The sequence below is a fragment of the Streptomyces lydicamycinicus genome, assembly GCF_000829715.2.
GTDB lineage: Bacteria > Actinomycetota > Actinomycetes > Streptomycetales > Streptomycetaceae > Streptomyces > Streptomyces lydicamycinicus.
Window position 1 is genome coordinate 416,321 of the sequence record NZ_BBNO01000010.1, and the last position, 16,331, is coordinate 432,651.

General features: G+C 70.9%; 18 protein-coding genes. 9 read left to right on the forward strand and 9 right to left on the reverse strand.

Annotated elements, in window-relative coordinates; all coding sequences use genetic code 11:
* Positions 1-43 precede the first annotated feature (43 nt).
* A complete protein-coding gene (locus TU31_RS32630) occupies positions 44-343 on the forward strand; it encodes a hypothetical protein (protein ID WP_042161332.1) in 300 nt (99 codons plus the stop codon).
* A gap of 36 nt (positions 344-379) precedes the next feature.
* Here the strand turns inward: TU31_RS32630 and TU31_RS32635 are convergent, their stop codons facing one another.
* Positions 380-1,708, reverse strand: coding sequence for an aminotransferase-like domain-containing protein (locus TU31_RS32635; protein ID WP_042161334.1), 1,329 nt, complete (start codon positions 1,706-1,708; stop codon positions 380-382).
* Between the two features lie 119 nt (positions 1,709-1,827).
* On the opposite strand from TU31_RS32635, the gene TU31_RS32640 reads away from it, so the two are divergent.
* Both TU31_RS32640 and TU31_RS32645 read left to right on the forward strand, forming a co-directional pair.
* Positions 1,828-2,640: an alpha/beta fold hydrolase gene (locus TU31_RS32640; protein WP_042161336.1), complete on the forward strand. Its 813-nt coding sequence runs from the start codon at positions 1,828-1,830 to the stop codon at positions 2,638-2,640.
* A 231-nt stretch (positions 2,641-2,871) separates the two neighbouring features.
* Positions 2,872-4,476 carry an alpha/beta fold hydrolase gene (locus TU31_RS32645; protein WP_042161338.1) on the forward strand — a complete coding sequence of 535 codons (1,605 nt, stop codon included), beginning with the start codon at positions 2,872-2,874 and terminating at the stop codon, positions 4,474-4,476.
* Positions 4,477-4,550: 74 nt separating this feature from the next.
* Here TU31_RS32645 and TU31_RS32650 read toward each other — a convergent pair whose 3' ends face one another.
* From TU31_RS32650 to TU31_RS32670, 5 genes are all read right to left on the reverse strand, one after another.
* Complete coding sequence (locus TU31_RS32650) at positions 4,551-5,414, reverse strand: amino acid ABC transporter permease (RefSeq protein ID WP_042161339.1); 864 nt, start codon at positions 5,412-5,414, stop codon at positions 4,551-4,553.
* Positions 5,411-6,055 carry an amino acid ABC transporter permease gene (locus TU31_RS32655; protein WP_042161341.1) on the reverse strand — a complete coding sequence of 215 codons (645 nt, stop codon included), beginning with the start codon at positions 6,053-6,055 and terminating at the stop codon, positions 5,411-5,413. The genes TU31_RS32650 and TU31_RS32655 overlap by 4 nt, the downstream gene beginning before the upstream one ends.
* Before the next feature lie 19 nt (positions 6,056-6,074).
* A complete protein-coding gene (locus TU31_RS32660; protein WP_042161344.1) occupies positions 6,075-7,004 on the reverse strand; it encodes a glutamate ABC transporter substrate-binding protein in 930 nt (309 codons plus the stop codon).
* 14 nt (positions 7,005-7,018) lie between these two features.
* Positions 7,019-7,762 (reverse strand): amino acid ABC transporter ATP-binding protein, encoded by a 744-nt coding sequence (locus TU31_RS32665; protein WP_042161345.1) that lies wholly within the window; start codon positions 7,760-7,762, stop codon positions 7,019-7,021.
* Positions 7,763-7,936: 174 nt separating this feature from the next.
* Positions 7,937-8,377, reverse strand: coding sequence for a DUF6278 family protein (locus TU31_RS32670; RefSeq protein WP_042161478.1), 441 nt, complete (start codon positions 8,375-8,377; stop codon positions 7,937-7,939).
* A gap of 216 nt (positions 8,378-8,593) precedes the next feature.
* Here TU31_RS32670 and TU31_RS32675 point away from each other — a divergent pair, with 216 nt between their 5' ends.
* Positions 8,594-10,402: an SGNH/GDSL hydrolase family protein gene (locus tag TU31_RS32675; protein ID WP_042161346.1), complete on the forward strand. Its 1,809-nt coding sequence runs from the start codon at positions 8,594-8,596 to the stop codon at positions 10,400-10,402.
* Positions 10,403-10,474: 72 nt separating this feature from the next.
* On the opposite strand, the gene TU31_RS32680 is transcribed toward TU31_RS32675, so the two are convergent.
* The 3 genes from TU31_RS32680 to pcaDC are packed head-to-tail and all read right to left on the reverse strand — an operon-like array spanning position 10,475 to position 13,245.
* Positions 10,475-11,260: an exodeoxyribonuclease III gene (locus TU31_RS32680; protein WP_042161347.1), complete on the reverse strand. Its 786-nt coding sequence runs from the start codon at positions 11,258-11,260 to the stop codon at positions 10,475-10,477.
* 38 nt (positions 11,261-11,298) lie between these two features.
* Positions 11,299-11,940, reverse strand: coding sequence for an MBL fold metallo-hydrolase (locus TU31_RS32685; protein WP_042161348.1), 642 nt, complete (start codon positions 11,938-11,940; stop codon positions 11,299-11,301).
* 21 nt (positions 11,941-11,961) lie between these two features.
* Positions 11,962-13,245, reverse strand: coding sequence for a bifunctional 3-oxoadipate enol-lactonase/4-carboxymuconolactone decarboxylase PcaDC (gene pcaDC / locus TU31_RS32690; protein WP_042161349.1), 1,284 nt, complete (start codon positions 13,243-13,245; stop codon positions 11,962-11,964).
* Between the two features lie 267 nt (positions 13,246-13,512).
* Between pcaDC and TU31_RS38865 the strand changes: the two genes are divergently transcribed.
* The 5 genes from TU31_RS38865 to TU31_RS32710 all read left to right on the forward strand — a co-directional run bounded on the left by TU31_RS38865 (position 13,513) and on the right by TU31_RS32710 (position 16,308).
* Entirely contained in the window at positions 13,513-13,683 is a 171-nt protein-coding gene (locus tag TU31_RS38865; protein ID WP_158894820.1) for a hypothetical protein, read from the forward strand.
* A 26-nt stretch (positions 13,684-13,709) separates the two neighbouring features.
* Positions 13,710-14,054 carry a hypothetical protein gene (locus TU31_RS32695; protein WP_042161350.1) on the forward strand — a complete coding sequence of 115 codons (345 nt, stop codon included), beginning with the start codon at positions 13,710-13,712 and terminating at the stop codon, positions 14,052-14,054.
* Positions 14,055-14,056: 2 nt separating this feature from the next.
* Complete coding sequence (locus TU31_RS32700; RefSeq protein ID WP_042161351.1) at positions 14,057-14,881, forward strand: SPDY domain-containing protein; 825 nt, start codon at positions 14,057-14,059, stop codon at positions 14,879-14,881.
* 66 nt (positions 14,882-14,947) lie between these two features.
* The gene (locus tag TU31_RS32705) at positions 14,948-15,538 is read left to right on the forward strand and encodes a hypothetical protein (RefSeq protein ID WP_042161352.1); all 591 of its coding nucleotides are present in this window, start codon (positions 14,948-14,950) and stop codon (positions 15,536-15,538) included.
* Complete coding sequence (locus tag TU31_RS32710) at positions 15,535-16,308, forward strand: SPDY domain-containing protein (protein WP_042161353.1); 774 nt, start codon at positions 15,535-15,537, stop codon at positions 16,306-16,308. The genes TU31_RS32705 and TU31_RS32710 overlap by 4 nt, the downstream gene beginning before the upstream one ends.
* Positions 16,309-16,331 lie beyond the last annotated feature (23 nt).

The following is a 16,331-nucleotide window of genomic DNA, read 5'->3' on the forward strand; positions in this document are numbered from 1 at the left end:
GCGCGCCACCCGCCCCACGCCCTCCATGTGAGGAGTGAGCCCGATGAGGATGGTCCTGACGGCCCGGATACCGACCGAGACCGGCAACGAAGTCATCCAGAACGGCAGTCTGCCGAAGATCATGGAGACCGCCATCGCCGCCCTCCAGCCGGAGGCGGCCTACTTCACCCTCGACGGCGGTGAGCGCACCGCCTACTTCTACTTCGACATGAGGGAGTCGTCGCAGATGCCGACGCTCCTGGAATCATTCTTCATGGATCTGCACGCGAAGGTCTCGCTCCAGCCGGTGATGAACACGGCGGAGCTGCGCACCGGCCTCGGACAGCTGATGAGCGGCACCTGATGAGCGCCACCTGAGCCGCCCGACGGCCCGGCGCCGTCACTCCGGCCCGCTGTCCTCCGGTGCCCCCTGCGCCAGCCCGGCCAGGACGCCGAGCGCCTCGGCCAGGACGTCGACCGGCGGCGAGGCGAGCGCCAGACGTACGGCGTTGGGTACGTGGCCCGAGCCGATGGCGAAGGCTCCGGACGGGGTGACGGCGATCCCGCGGCGCGCGGCGGCGGCGACGAAGGTGTCGGCCCGCCACGGGTCCGGCAGTTCCCACCAGCAGTGATACGCCTGCGGATCGGCCCGGACCCGGAAACCGGCGAGCCGTTCGGCGGCGATCCGCTGACGTGCCGCGGCGTCGCCGCGCTTCTCCTCCTCGGCGGCGGCCGCGGTGCCGTCGGCCATCCAGCGGGTGGCCGCGTCGAGCGCGAAGCGGGAGGCGGTCCAGGTCCCCGTTCGGAGGGCGGTGGCGAAGTCCTGTGCGGTGCCTTCGGGCACGGTGAGGAAGCCCAGCGAGAGTCCGGGCGCGAGGCGTTTGGACAGGCTGTCGATGACCACGGTGCGCTCCGGCGCGAGGGCGGCGAGCGGGGACAGGTCGTTGCGGAGGAATCCGTAGATCGCGTCCTCGATGGCGTGCAGGCCCAACTCCCGCAGCACCACGGCGAGTTCCTCGCGCCGGTGGGCGGGCATGGTGAGGCCCAGCGGGTTGTGGAGGGCGGGCTGGAGGTAGACGGCGCGCAGCGGAGGGGCGGCGCGCAGCGCCTCGGGGGTCAGGCCGTGCTCGTCCATGGCGAGGGGGACGAGGGTGACGCCGAGGCGGGCCGCGATGCCCTTCACCACGGGGTAGGTGAGCGCTTCGACGCCGAGCCGCTCACCGGCCGGGACCAGTGCGGCGATCGCCGCGGCGATCGCCTGCCGGCCGTTGCCCGCGAAGAGCAGCTGACGGGGGTCGGGGGACCAGTCACCGCGGGCGAGGTGCGCGGCCGCGGCCTGCCGGGCCGCGGCCGTGCCGACGGCCCCCACCGGACGGAGCGCGGCGGCCATCGCTTCGGGGCGCAGCAGCGGGCCCAGGCTCTTGGCGAGCAGCGCGGGATGGCCGGGCAGCACCGGAAAGTTCAGCTCCAGGTCGACCCGGGCCTCCCCCGGCTCGGCCAGTGCGGGCTCGGCCGCGGGGGCGGCGCTGCGGACGAAGGTCCCGCGGCCGACCTCTCCGACCGTCAGTCCGCGTCGGCTCAATTCCCCGTAGACCCGGGCCGCGGTCGAGCTCGCGATACGCCGGTCCCGGGCGAACCGGCGCAGCGGCGGCAGCCGGTCTCCCGGACGGAGGCGGCCGGCGGCGATATCGGCCGCGAGGTCATCGGCGATCGCGCGATAGTCGTCCATCGGTCACTCCCACGAGACACTGGAAAACATTGCACCGAGTACATTTTTTATATTGCACCGAGAGATTGCCCTCTCTAGCATCGAGACGTCAAGCCACGGCAGAGGGGATGGACGGTCCAATGGGTTCGGTCATGTGCGAAGAGATCACCGTGGAGTACGAGGACGAGGGCAGCGGTGCACCGCTGGTGCTCGTACACGGCCACCCCTTCGACCGTTCGATGTGGCGCCCGCAGACCGAGCACTTCAGCCGGGCCGGATGGCGGGTGATCGCGCCGGATCTCCGCGGCTACGGGGAGAGCACCGTCGTCCCCGGCAAGACCCCGCTGGAGAGCTTCGCCCGCGACCTCCTCACCCTGCTCGACCGGCTCGGGATCGGGCGCTTCGTCCTGGGCGGACTGTCCATGGGCGGCCAGATCGTCATGGAGTGCTACCGGCTCTTCCCGGAGCGGATACGGGGCCTGGTGCTCGCCGACACCTTCGCCGCGGCGGAGACCGAGGAGGGCAGGGCCGCGCGCCACGCCATGGCGGAACGGCTGCTCCGCGAGGGGATGGCCGGCTACGCACAGGAGGTGCTGGCCAAGATGGTGTCTTCGCGCACCCTCACGCACCGGCCGGAGGCCGCCGCCCATGTCCTGGCGATGATGAAGGCCACGGCACCCGAGGGCGCGGCCGCCGCCCTGCGCGGCCGCGCCGAACGCCCCGACTACCGGGAACTCCTGACGCGGGTGTCGGTACCGGCCCTCGTGGTGGTCGGCACCGAGGACACCTATACGCCCGTGAGCGACGCCCGCGACCTCCACGCACGGATCCCGGACGCCACCCTGGCGGTCATCGAGCGGACGGCCCACCTGCCGAATCTGGAGCGGCCGGACGCCTTCAACGCCGTACTGGCGGAATTCCTCAACTCCCTGCCGAAGTCGGCTGCCGCGTAACGGAGTTCCCGCCGCCGGGACCGCAAGCCACCCGGCGGCGACTCCAGGGCGCACCCCCTACCGCCCACCCCGACTCCCCCTGGACTCAAGGGCGTTACCCAGCCGTAACCTACCGACGGGTTACCAGAGGTAAGCAGCGGACCTTACTCTCCAGTCACATTCGGGCGCACCGTACGCCCCACCTGTCCCCGGACAGCGTGCGGCCGCCCGCATCGAGATCTGGAGCAGAAGATGACGCCCTCCCGTATGACGCCGCGCGTCGCGATCGGCACCGTCTCCGCGGCCGTCCTCGCCGCGACGGTTCTCACCGGCGCCCCGGCCACCGCCGAGGCAGCCACCCCGGAATCCGCCCCCACGACGGCGACTTCGGGCGGCTCGGCCTCCCTCCGGTTCGTCGACATCGAGGGCGACGGCGGGATCACCCTCAAGGCCAATGTCTTCACCCCGGCCGGCGCCGACGGCACCCGGCGCTACCCCGTCATCGTGCTGCCGACGAGCTGGTCGATGCCGCAGGTCGAGTATCTGGCGCAGGCCCGGAAGCTGGCCGAAGCGGGCTATGTGGTCGTCGGCTACAACTCCCGCGGATTCTGGCAGTCCGGCGGAGAGATCGACACGGCCGGTCCGAAGGACATCGCCGATGCGTCGAAGGTCATCGACTGGACGCTGGCCCACACCCCGGCCGATCCGCGGAAGGTCGGGATGGGCGGGGTCTCCTACGGTGCCGGGATCAGCCTGCTGGCCTCCGCGTTCGACAAGCGGATCAAGGCGGTTGCGGCGCTCAGCGGCTGGGGCGACCTCGTCGGCTCGATCTACAGCGGCCGCACCGAGCACCGGCAGGCCGCGGCGTTCCTGGGCGGCACGGGCGCGCTGACCGGACGCCCCAGCCCCGAATTCCGCACCATCATGAAGGACTTCCTGGCCTCGAACCTGGACAGGGAAAAGGATCTGATCGCGTGGGGGCGCAAGCGCTCCCCCGCCACCTATCTCGACAGGATCAACGCCAATGGCGCCGCCATCATGCTGGGCAACGCCTGGGGCGACTCCATCTTCCCGCCCAACCAGACCGCCGACTTCTACGAGAAGCTGACCGGCCCCAAGCGACTGGAGTTCCGCCCCGGTGATCACGCCACGGCCGAAGGGCTCGGGCTGTTCGGGCTGCCCAACGACACCTGGACCGACACCCAACGGTGGTTCGACCACTACCTCAAGGGCGCGGACAACGGCATCGACCGGGAGTCGCCGGTGCTGCTCAAGTCCCGTTCCACCGGCGCGTACGAAGGCTACAAGAGCTGGAAGGACGTCCCGTCCGCGCAGCGTCGGATCGAGCTCGGCGACAGCAAGCAGATCAACACCAACTGGAACTCCGGCGCCGACGGCGGGCTGGTCTTCCTCTCCAGCATGATGGACCAGTTCTTCCGGCTGCCGCCGATGGCCTCGATCCCGCTGCTGCCCCGCCCCCTCGCCGCCGTCTGGCAGTCCGAGCGCTACGGGACCGGACAGCGGGTCCGGGGCACCACCCGGCTGCACACCACCCTGACCAGCACCGCCGAGAGCGGCACCGCCATCGCCTACCTCTACGACGTGGGCCCGCTCGGCCTCGGCAAGCTGGTCACCCACGCGCCGTACACCTTCCACGGCAAGACGCCCAACCAGCCCTTCGGCGTGGACCTGGAGCTGTTCTCCACGGCCTACGACGTACCGGCCGGCCACCGTCTCGCCGTGGTCGTCGACACCGTCGACCCGCTGTACAACGAGCACAACCCGTCCGGCGCCCGCCTGACGTTCTCCTCCCCGGCGGACGACCCGTCCTATGTGTCGGTGCCGGTGCGCGACTGAAGGTGCCCCTCCGGCAGGGCCGGCGGCGGTGTGCGGCTCCCACGGGCCGCCGGTACCGCCGGCCGGCCCGGCCCTCAGGCCGGCGGCCGATGACTCCCCGGCAGCAAGGTGCCCGGCTCCGGCGGGGCCACCTCGACCGCCTCGACCTTGGGGTTGCGCTTTTGCCGCTTGGAGACCCAGTTGGCCAGCCAGGAGAGCAGCATGCACATCCCGATGTAGATCGGCGAGATGATCATGACGACGGGGATGAACGGCAGGTCGTAGTCGAGGTTGGACGCGATGAGCTTGCCACCGTGCAGGAACTCCTCGTAGGTGATGAGGAAGCCGAGCGAGGTGTCCTTCAGGGCGACCACCAGCTGGCTGATGATCGCCGGAAGCATCGCCCGGACCGCCTGCGGCACCAGGACATGCGTCATGACCTGCGTCTTGCGCATGCCCAGGGCGTAGGCGGCCTCCCGCTGGCCGCGGTCGACGGAGTTGACGCCGGTACGGAAGACCTCGGCGAGCACCGAGCCGTTGTAGAGGGTCAGCCCGGCGACCAGGGCGGGCAGCGGCTCCACCTTCAGGGCGACATAGATGAAGAAGATCATGACCAGCACGGGCATCGCCCGGAAGAACTCCACCAGCAGGGTGCACACCCAGCGGGCGATCCGGTGCGCGGAGAGCCGCCCGGTGGCGAGCACCGCGCCGAGCGCCAGCGACAGCACCGCCGCGAAACCGAAGGCCTTGAGGGTGTTGCCCAGGCCCCGGAGCAGCAGCTCCTGAATTCCCGTATAGGTGAAGGGAGTCCACTTCGCCGCGACGAACTGGCCGGTGGCGAAGAGGAGGTAGATGATCCAGGCGATCAGCGCGAGGATCACGAGCGACCCGCCGAGGCCGTAGAGCCGGTGCCGCTGCCGGGTCCGCGGGCCGGGGACGTCGTAGAGAGCGGTGGTCATCGGGCGACTCCGAAGCGCTTCTCCAGCACGTTGAAGATCGCGCTGATGGTCAGGGTCACGAGCAGATAGCCGACGGCGATCCAGACGAAGGTCCAGATGATGCTGTAGCCCATCTCGTTGAGCGGCTTGTAGACCCCGAGCAGCTCGACGACGCTGAAGGCGCCGGCGATCGCGGAGTTCTTGGCGAGCGCGATCAGCGTGGATCCGATGGGCGGGATGACGGACCGGAAGGCCTGCGGCAGGACGATGTCACCGAGGGTCTGCGGAAACGTCATGCCCAGGCTGCGGGCCGCCTCGCCCTGCCCGACCGGCACGGTGTTGATGCCGGAGCGCACCGCCTCGCAGATGAAGGCCGAGGTGTAGCAGCCCAGCGCGAGGATGGCGAACAGCTTGAAGGGCAGCACCAGGCCGAACCGCGGCAGCCCCAGCACCACGGCGAAGAACAGCAGCGTCAGCGGCGTATTGCGCAGCACCGTCACCCATGCCGTGCCGAAGGCCCGCAGCGAACCGACCGGTGCGACCCGGAACGCGGCCATCAGGAAGCCGAGGGCGAGGGCCAGCAGGGAGGCGTAGACGGTGAGTTCGACGGTGCCCAGCAGGCCCTCCCCGTAGAGGGAGAGGTTGTCCAGGAGAACTTTCATCGGTCAGTTCCTTGCCGGCTCAGGTCGCCGGGTAGCGGTCGATCGGGGGCGGCTTGGGGGCGGGCACTCCGGACAGGCCGAGGGTCGCGTCGTACGCCTTGCGCCAGAGGCCGTTCTTCTCGTCCGCGGCGAGGGCGTCGTCCAGCGCGAACCGCAGCGCGTTGTCGCCGCGTGGCAGGCCGATGCCGTACGGCTCCTCGGAGAACGGCTTGCCGACCACCTTCAGCTCGTCGGGCACCTTGGCGGCGTAGCCCAGCAGGATCGCGTCGTCGGTGGTGACCGCGTCGACCTGGTAGGTGAGCAGGTTGTCGACGCACACCGAGTAGGTGTCGTAGGCGACCAGGACCGCCTTGGGGTACTCGGCCTGGATGCGCTGGTACGGGGTCGAACCGGCCGCCGAGCAGACCCGCTTGCCGGCCAGGTCCTGCGGTCCCTTGATGTCCTTCTCGTCGGCGCGCACCAGCAGCGCCTGGCCGGCCATGTAGTAGGGGCCGGCGAAACCCACCAGCTTCTTGCGCTTGTCGTTGATGGTGTACGTGCCGACGTAGAGGTCGATCTGGCCGTTCTGCAGGGCGGTCTCGCGGTTGGCGGAGGCGATCGTCTTGAACTCGATGGAGTCAGGCGGGAAGCCGAGCGCCGCGGACATCATCTTGGCGATCTCGATGTCGAAGCCGGCATAGCGGCCGGAGGCCGGGTCCCGCTCGCCCAGGTAGGGCTGGTCCTCCTTGACGCCGATGACGAGATGGCCACGGCGCTTGGCCTTCGTCCAGGTCGGGGACTCGGGCAGGGAGAAGTTCCGGTCGACCGGATACTGGGGCAGTTCGCTGCCCGTGGGGCCCTTGACCGGCGGACTGCCGGCCCGGCCGCAGCCGGCGAGGGCCAGCGTGAGCACGGCGAGCGCGAGCGCCACGAGGGCGCGGCGCAGGGGCGAGGAGTGACTGTGCGGCATCGCGACGCCCCCGTTCAGTGCTTGAGGATCTTGGAGAGGAAGTCCTTCGCCCGTTCGCTGCGCGGCGCGGTGAAGAAGTCCTCGGGGGTGCGGTCCTCGACGATGCAGCCGTCGTCCATGAACACCACCCGGTTGGCGGCGGAGCGGGCGAAGCCCATCTCATGGGTGACCACGACCATCGTCATGCCGTCCCGCGCGAGCTGCCGCATGACTTCCAGCACCTCATTGATCATCTCCGGGTCGAGGGCAGAGGTCGGCTCGTCGAAGAGCAGCGCCTTGGGGTCCATGGCGAGGGCGCGGGCGATGGCGACGCGCTGCTGCTGGCCGCCGGAGAGCTGCGCCGGATACTTGTCGGCCTGGGAGGCGAGCCCGACCCGGTCGAGGAGTTCGCGGGCCTGCCGGGCGGCCTCGTCCTTCTTTTTCTTCCGGACCTTGATCGGCGCCAGCATCACATTGGCCAGCACGGTCTTGTGGGCGAAGAGATTGAAGGACTGGAAGACCATGCCCACTTCGGCACGCAACTGGGCCAGCGCCCGGCCCTCTTCGGGCAGTGGTCTGCCGTCCAGCTTGATGCTGCCCGACTCGACGGTCTCCAGGCGGTTGATGGCCCGGCACAGAGTGGACTTCCCGGACCCGGAGGGCCCGATGACCACGACCACCTCCCCGCGGCCGACGGTGAGGTCGATGTCCCGCAGGACATGGAGTTTTCCGTAGTGCTTGTTGACCCCGCGCAGTTCAATCAGCGCATCACCGGCCATATGCAGACCTGCCCACTCTCATCCGTACAGCGGAGAGCCCGCAACCTACCGGGGCGAATGAGGCACTTCTCCACTGACACGCACGTATGCGCGGAGATGGGCGGATAAATCAGGGTTACCGATGAACGTCCCGCGGACCTGGTACGGGCGCCATCCGGCCTCCTGACATCGGCCTCAGATCTCCGAGACCTCGGCGTAGACCTGGGACAGTTCGGGCGCGCCGGTGTCGGCCCATTCATGGCCCGCCGTCACCACATCGATCTCCCGCCCGGACGCCAGCCGGACCACCGGCTGCCCGTCCGGCCAGACGTGCCACACCGCGCCGCGCACCGTGCGGACCAGCACCGTGCCCAGGTAGAGGCCGGCGTCGTTGCCGAGCCAGGGCAGCACCTCCGGATCGTCCCGCCATACGGGCTGGAGCTGGTCCAGCAGCTCCAACGAGCGTACGGAGTCATCCAGTTCCACCCCCGCCGTGGCGGCCTGGGCCCGCAACAGCTCGCACTCGGACAGCAGCTCGACGACGCTCCCGGGATCGGCGCGCACCGACTCCGCGAGCGGCACGGACCGGTGCGTCTGATGACGCTTGCGCCACTTGTCCAGAAAAGACATGTTCATGGTGTGCAGGGTCCCACCCGACCCGCGGACGGGGCCACAGGCGCGCGGCGCCATCGTGCCCCGTTCGTCACCTTGACGCTCCCCCTCCGTCTCCCTAACTTCATGGCGCTCGGATCGGATCTGCTGGATCCACAGGAGCCCCCTGCTCTTCGCGGGACCGGCCTGGATCGCAGTGCACCACCCGCCCGTTGGCGCCACCCGGAGGGATACGGACCGATGCGTGTACGACGATGGGGCACCGCCCTGACACTGCTGCTCACCGCGACCGCACTACCGGCCACCGGCCTCGGCACGGCCATCGCCGCACCGGCCCGGACCTCGCCCCGCCCGCTGCCCTTGGCCAGGCACTTCGACAACCGGGCGGTCAGTGACAACTCCGCCCCCGGCGCGGCCGACTTCGACGGTGCGGGCCGGTCCCTGTCCGCCCAGGACCTGGCGGCGGCCGGCTGGTCGCCGGGGAACGCACTGACCCTCGACGGAACGCGGCTCGGCCTGCCGCGGACGGCACCCGGGGCGCCGGACAACGTGGTGGCCGACGGCCAGGCGGTGGCGGTCCGCGGCCGGGGCGAGGCGCTCACCTTCCTGGTCGCCGGGACGGGCGGCACGGCCGCCGGCACCGGGACCGTGCACTACCGGGACGGCTCCCGCAGCGGCTATGAACTCACCGCGCCCGACTGGCGGTCGGGGCCGCTGAGCACCAAGGCGGTGGCGCTGCCGCACCTCAACGCTCCGGACGGGCAGTCGGCCGGACCGGCCCGGCTGTACGCGGTGACCGTACCGCTGCGGGCCGGGCGAGAGGTGGCCTCGGTGGTGCTGCCCATGGCGGACGAGTCGGCCGGCGCGCTCCATGTGTTCGCGATGGCGGTCCGCGACACCGGGCGCAGGACCGGGAATTGGGCGGCGAGCACCGCGGGCTACCGGGCGGTCGGGCCCTGGACGGACCGTACGCTGCGGCTGGTCGTGCACAGCGGCGCGGGCGGGCCCCGGGCACGCATACGGCTCGCCAACACCTTCGCGGGCACCCCGGTGGACATCGGGGCGGCCAGCATCGCGCTGCGCGGCGCGGGGGCGGCGGCGGACCGCGGGCCGACACCGCTGACCTTCGGGCGGGGACAGACCGGGACCCGTATCGCGGCCGGCGCCGAGGCGTTCAGCGATCCCGTGGACTTCACCGTCCCGGCCGGCGCCGATCTGCTGGTGAGCATCCATCTGCCGGGGACGGTGACCGCGGCGCCCGTGCACCAGGAAGCGGCCCAGTTGTCGTATCTGAGCACAGCGGGCAGCGGCGACCGCACCGCGGACGCCGGGGGCACGGCCTTCCCGGAGACCATGACCGTCTGGCCGTTCCTGACGGGGGTCGATGTCGAGGGCGGTCCCGGCTCGATCGTGGCGCTGGGTGATTCGATCACCGACGGGGTGAAGTCGACGAGCGGCACCAACCGGCGCTGGCCCGACGTGCTCGCCCGCCGCTTCCAGGCGCAGCACACACTGCCCCGCTACGGCGTGCTCAACCACGGCATCTCGGCGAACCGCATCGTCACCGACCGCTATCCGGGCGACGGGGTCAGCACCGACACCGGCGGGGTCAGTGCCCAGCACCGGCTGGAGCGGGATGTGCTGGCGCAGCCCTCGGTGCGGACCGTGGTGGTCTTCGAGGGCATCAACGATGTGCGCTGGGGGACCTCGTCCGACGAGGTCATCGCCGGTCTGCGGGCCATCGCGCGGCGGGTGCACGAGCGGGGACTGCGGGTCGTGGCGGCGACCATCGCGCCCTGTGAGGGCTACCCCGACTGCACCCCGGCCGTGGAGGCCCGCCGCCAGGCCGTCAACGCCTTCCTCCGTGCCGACGCCGGCGCCGTCTTCGACGCGACCCTGGACTTCGACGCCGTGGTCCGCGATCCGCAGCGGCCCCAGCGGATGCTGCCCGCCTACGACAGCGGCGACCATCTCCACCCCGGCGACGCGGGACTGAAGGCGCTGGGTGAATCCGTGGACCTCCGGAAGCTGCTGCCGGGGCGGCGCTGACGCAGCGGTGCCCGTCCGCACGGACGGCGGGCGGCAGGCCCCGGGGGCGCTCCCCGGGGCCTGCCCTCCACCTCAGCCCTGGACGTCGAGATCCACCACGACCGGGGCATGGTCCGAGGCACCCTTGCCCTTGCGCTCCTCACGGTCCACATAGGCGTCCGAGACGGCCTCGGCGAACGGCGCGTTGCCGTAGACCAGGTCGATGCGCATCCCGCGGTTCTTGGGGAAGCAAAGCTGGCGGTAGTCCCAGTAGGTGTACGGACGGTCGTACTTGAGCGGCCGCGGGACGACGTCCGACAGACCCGCCTCGCGCAGGGCCGACAGGGCGGCGCGCTCGGCGGGTGTGACATGGGTGGAGTCCACGAACACGGCCGGGTCCCAGACGTCCTCGTCCGTCGGTGCGACGTTGTAGTCGCCGAGGACGGCGAACGGGCGGGGGCCCGCCGCGTCCTCGGCGACCGCGGTCTTCAGCGCCTCGAACCAGCCGAGCTTGTAGGCGTAATGCGCATGGCCGACCTCGCGCCCATTGGGGACGTACACCGACCACACCCGGGCCGGGCCACAGGTTGCCGAGACGGCCCGCGGCTCCTGCACCCCCTCGTAGTCCGGGCCGCCGGGAAGGCCCATGACGACGTCTTCGAGGCCCACCTTGGACAGCAGGGCGACACCGTTCCACCGGCCGTTGGCGTTGACCGCCGCCTCATAGCCGAGCTCGCGCAGCTCGTCGTGCGGGAACTGCTCGGCGGTGCACTTGGTCTCCTGGAGGCACAGCACGTCCGTGCCGGTGCTCTCCAGCCAGGCCAGCAGCCTCGGGAGGCGGGCGGTGATCGAATTGACGTTCCAGGTCGCGATGCGCATGTCTGCAAACCTACAGCGAGGGTCTGACAGTCCGGCCGTCAGCCGAGTGCGGTGCCGGTACCGGGGGCGAGCCGGCCGTGATCGGTGCCGCCCAGCTTGTCGATCATGGAATCGTAGATCGGCCGGGCGTGGTCCTGGAGCAGGCTGTCGTGGATGTCGATGGCCCTCCGGGGCGCGACCTCCCGGACGTAATCGATGACCTCGGCGACCTTGTTCCAGGGGGCGTGCACGGGCAGCAGAAGGGTGTCGACCGTACGGCCCGCCGGGACGGTGAGGGCGTCACCCGGGTGGAAGACCGCGCCGCCGTCGATGAGGTAGCCGACGTTGGTGACGCGCGGGATGTCGGGGTGGATGACGGCGTGCAACTGGCCGTGCACCTCCACCTCGAACCCGGCGGCGGTGAAGGTGTCCCCCTCGCCGACCGTGTGCACCCGGCCGGGGAACGCGGCCGACAGCTGCTCGGCGACGCTGGCCAGCGTCCAGATCTCGGCCGCCGGATTGGCCTCCATGCCCGCCCGCAGCCGCTCCTCGTTGAAGTGGTCCATGTGCTCATGGGTGACGAGGATCGCGTCCGCGCCGACGGCCGCGTCCGCTTCGCTGAAGACACCGGGGTCGATGACGAGGGCCCGCCCGTCCTTCTCCAGCCGGACACAGGCGTGCGTCTTCTTCGTGAGTTCCATAGGGCCATCTTGCCCCGCCCCTCACGCCTCCGGTGTGGTCTCCTCGCGGATCACCCGCTGGGCGACGGCGAACGCTGAGTTGGCGGCCGGGACACCGCAGTAGATGGCGGTGTGCAGCAGCACTTCCTTGATCTCCGTGGGAGTGAGGCCGTTGCGCAGGGCCGCCCGGACGTGCAGGACCAGTTCGTCGTGGTGGCCTCGGGCGACCAGCGCGGTGAGCGTGATGATGCTGCGGGTGCGGCGGTCCAGGCCCGGCCGGGTCCAGGTCTCGCCCCAGGCGTAGCGGGTGATGAAGTCGTGGAAGTCGCCGGTGAAGTCGTCGGTGGCGGCCTCGACCCGGTCGACATGGGCGTCGCCGAGCACCTCGCGGCGGACCTTGATGCCCGCCTCGTAGGTGGCCCCGCGGGCCTGCTCCGGCTGAGCGAGGCCGGACTCTATGGCGGCGGGCGGCGCCTGCGGGGGCGGCGGGGGCGCGAGCTGCGGCTTGGGGGCGGCGGCACCGAGGGCGGTCTGGCCGCCGGGGCCCGGCTTGTCGTGCCAGGCGGTGCTGAAGTGCCGGATGAGGAGTTCGGTGACGGCCGCGGGCTGCTCCACGGGCACCAGGTGGGAGGTGCCGGGCACCAGCGCCAGGCTCGCGTCGGGAATCCCGGCGACCAGGCTGCGGGCGTCGGTGGTCGGCGTGACCTGGTCCTCGGAGCCGACGACGACGAGCGTGGGCACCCCGACCCGGCCGAGCGAGGACCGTACGTCGTAGGAGGCCAGCGCCTCGCAGGCGGCGATGTAGCAGCCGGGGTCGGTGGTCCGCACCATCTGCACGGCCCATTCGACGATCGCGGGCTGAGCACCGGCGAAGCCCTGGGTGAACCAGTGCTCGGGCGCGGTGCGGGCGATCGGGTCGAGTCCGTTCGTGCGGATGACCACACCGCGCTGGCGCCAGGCGTCGGCGGTGCCGTAGCGCGGCGAGGTGGACACCAGCGCCAGCGAGGTGACCTGGTGCGGGCGGGTGAGCGCCAGCTGGGTCCCGATGGCTCCGCCGATGTTGCAGCCGGCGTAGCCGAAGCGGTCCACCCCCAGCGCGTCGAGGGTGGCGATCAGCCGGTCGGCCAGCTCGGCGACGGAGGGCGCCGCGTGCGCGGGCGAACCGCCGTGGCCGGGCAGGTCGAAGCGGATGACCCGCCAGTGGCGGGTCAGCTCCGGGATCTGCCGGTCCCACATATGCCATGTGGTACCCAGAGCGGCACCCAGGACGAGTACGGGGGCATCGTCGGGGCCGTCGATCCGGTGCTGCAGGGTCTTCTCACTCACCCGGCCACGCTACCGACTCTCTGACAAGATCCTTACACCCGGGTCAGGAAGAGCCGTCGGATCGTGACCGCCGACCGTACCCGAAGCGGGATTTGCGCAGGTCCGAGCCTCAGCGTGGAGACGACGCGGAAGATCGCGTGCCCCGGCTTGCCGTAGCTCACCGTGATCTGCTGGTACGGATGCGGTGCCTTGCTCGTGATCAGGGCCGGGGTCTTCTGGCCTGGAGGAGCGGCGTTGCGAGGTGGGCGCGGACAGCTCACTCACGCCTTGCACGCTCTCAAATCTCACCTGCCCTCCCAGCTCAGCGCCTGGCAGCAGACCCGCATCACCGCCGCCCGCGCCGCCACCTGGGCCCGCAACTCCTGGGCCGCCACCCACCCCCGCAACCGCACCGCCCGGCCCCACGCAGCGACCGGAAGCGCCCGCGCCCGCCGCTGAACCAACCCGCATCAACGAGGAGATCCATGCCTGCACCCACTCCGAACGACGTCCGCTCCGCAGCCGAAACCCTGGCCCAGCTCACCGAACACCTGCGCGAGGACCCAGACCTCGACGAGGCCATCACCCTGATGGAGCCCCTGCTCGACGAGTACACCGGCCTGCCCATGCAGCTCGGCGACACCCTGCGCGCCCTTGCCCGTGCGGCACTCGCGCACCCGGATATCCCGAACCGTACGGCCGTGTACGCCCTGGTCGACGACCTGCGGACTGCTGCGTGGGAGCAGACCGACCAGCACACCCTCCACTACACCCTCGACAACCTGCGCACCCTTGCCCGGAGTGCGCCTTCCACCGCGGCGGGCTCCTAGCCGTGCCGGTGAGCGAACGACAACTCGAAGCGTTCGCCGACACGCACGCCTGGCGAATCCCGTTCGACACCAGCCCCCGCTACCTCGCCGGCCCCGGCGACGGCCGCCACGTCACCCACGGACTCGCCGCGGCCGGATGGATCCGCACGTCGGACCCGCTCAGCCCCGAAATCGTCCTGACGAGCCCGGACAGGCGGTACCGCCTGCAGTTCGACCCGCAGTCCGCCACCTCCGCCTGGTGGCGGCTGTGGGCCGAGCCCACCGACGGCACGTCGTGGTACGCCGAATTCGGCGAACTCGTCCCCGCCGAGATCCTCGCTGGCCTCACCGACGCGCTCATAGGCCCGCCGCCCTCCGAACAGCCCAATCCGTTCCGATCGTTGGGATGGGCAGGCTGGGTGATCGAAGCGCAGAACTCCGCCGTCTCGCTTGACGGCATGTGCCACGTAGAACTGCGGACCAATCGCGTCAACGGCAGCGCGCCGCACTGGCACATCGAAACGGCCGAGCCCCTCGCCGGCCGCCTGGGGGCCCAGATCTGGCACGCCTCGTTCGACGAGCACACACCCGCCCACCTCGTGGAAGCCTTCGTCACCGCGCTCGCCAGCCCCGCCCCGCTCCAGCGCGGCATGTACCAACGCACCGCGCACCACAGCGCCGTGCAGAAACCGAGCCACCCACCCACCAGGCAGCAAGCCCTCGACGCCCACACCACCCGCCTCGACGCGCTTCGCACACAGGCACGCGCCGCCCGCCGCCGGCAACAACCCGCCACCACCACAGCTCCAGCCCCACCCACGAGCACATCCTCAGCCCTGCGGCGCTGACCACCGACGCCGCAGGGATACCCCCTCACTGCATGTGGCGTGGGAAAGACCCCCAAAGGATGCCCTTTGCCCCCATCCCCCCATGAGATCCACCCCCAGCGGCTGGAGCAGCTGGCCGTCTTCCTCCGCGAACGCGACCAGATCCTCTCCGACTGGGACGCCTACCACGAGCAGCACACCGACCTCGACGACTGGCCTTACGATCCACCCTCCTACATCGAGCGCGCCGGCCACCGAGATGCCGCCATGTGGAAGGCGTTCAACCGGGTCCGTCCCAGCGCCAGGGAGCTTCTCGCTACTGCTGGGATGCAGTTGCAGCGCCTCCCGGCCAAATCCATCCAGCCCCGGTGGGTCTGGCAGCTCGGTGTCCTCCACAGCGCACTCGACCACCTGGCCGCTCTTCAGGAGGAGTGGCTCGCCACCCGTGACAGCCTGCCCCCGTCAGCCCGGCCCGGCACCATGCTCTACGACGGCGAACGAGCCGTGCGGAACACCGAGGCTATGCACTACCTCGACGAGTGGGCGTCAGCCGGCGAAGCCCTCCTCGAAATCCACCGCGCCGCTCTGTGGGCTCCGCCAGCGCTGACCGCCACAGCTCCAGTGCGAGCCCCCGCGCCACCAGCATCGACCGACCGCATAACCAAGGCCCGCCGGTGAGCAGGTCCGACATCGTCGATGTGGCACTGGTCGCCCCCCGCTATCTGGCCGGCGGGGGCGATCCCGCGTGGGTCACCGCCCCGTTGCACCGATCCTGCGACTGGAGTGCCCAACCCAACCCCCTGGTGCCGCACGTGGTGCTCACCAGTCCCGACAGAAATGCCGTGCTGCGTCTGGGACCGGACCCCGACGGTCCGTGGTGGGGCCTCCAGCACGCACCCGTGGGCGAGCAGCGGGCCTGGTCAGCGAGCTTCGGCGCCCGCACCCCCGTCGAGATCATCGCCGGATTCACCGACGCCCTCACCGGCCCGGCAACCGCCCAGGCGTCCGCACCCGACCCCTATGAGCCCCTGCGACAGGCCGGTTGGCTCGAAGGACGCGACGACGAGGGCCTCACCTCCCCCGACGGCCTCGCCCACGTCGAGCATTTCACCCACGGCACCACTGACTGCTGGTTTGCCAAGACCGCAGTCAGCGAGGACCCCGAGGGCCTGATCTGGCGCGCGTACCTCAGTGGCGACACACCTGCGCACCTGATCACCGGCTTCACCCGCGCGCTCGCCGACCAAGCCCCGCTCCCCCGCGACCCCAATCCGCTCCGCGTCCCGCTCAACGCCCGCCGTCAGGCTCGCGTGACCACTACCCAACGCCTGGCCACCGAAGCCGACTTCGCCCTGGAACGCCGCGTCACCGACCTCGCCGATCGGTCCAAGCAACCAGTGCCCGCCCCCATGCCGCCGAGGGCGCCACAGCCCCGGCGTACCCGCTGACGCCGCCCATCCCCGACACCACC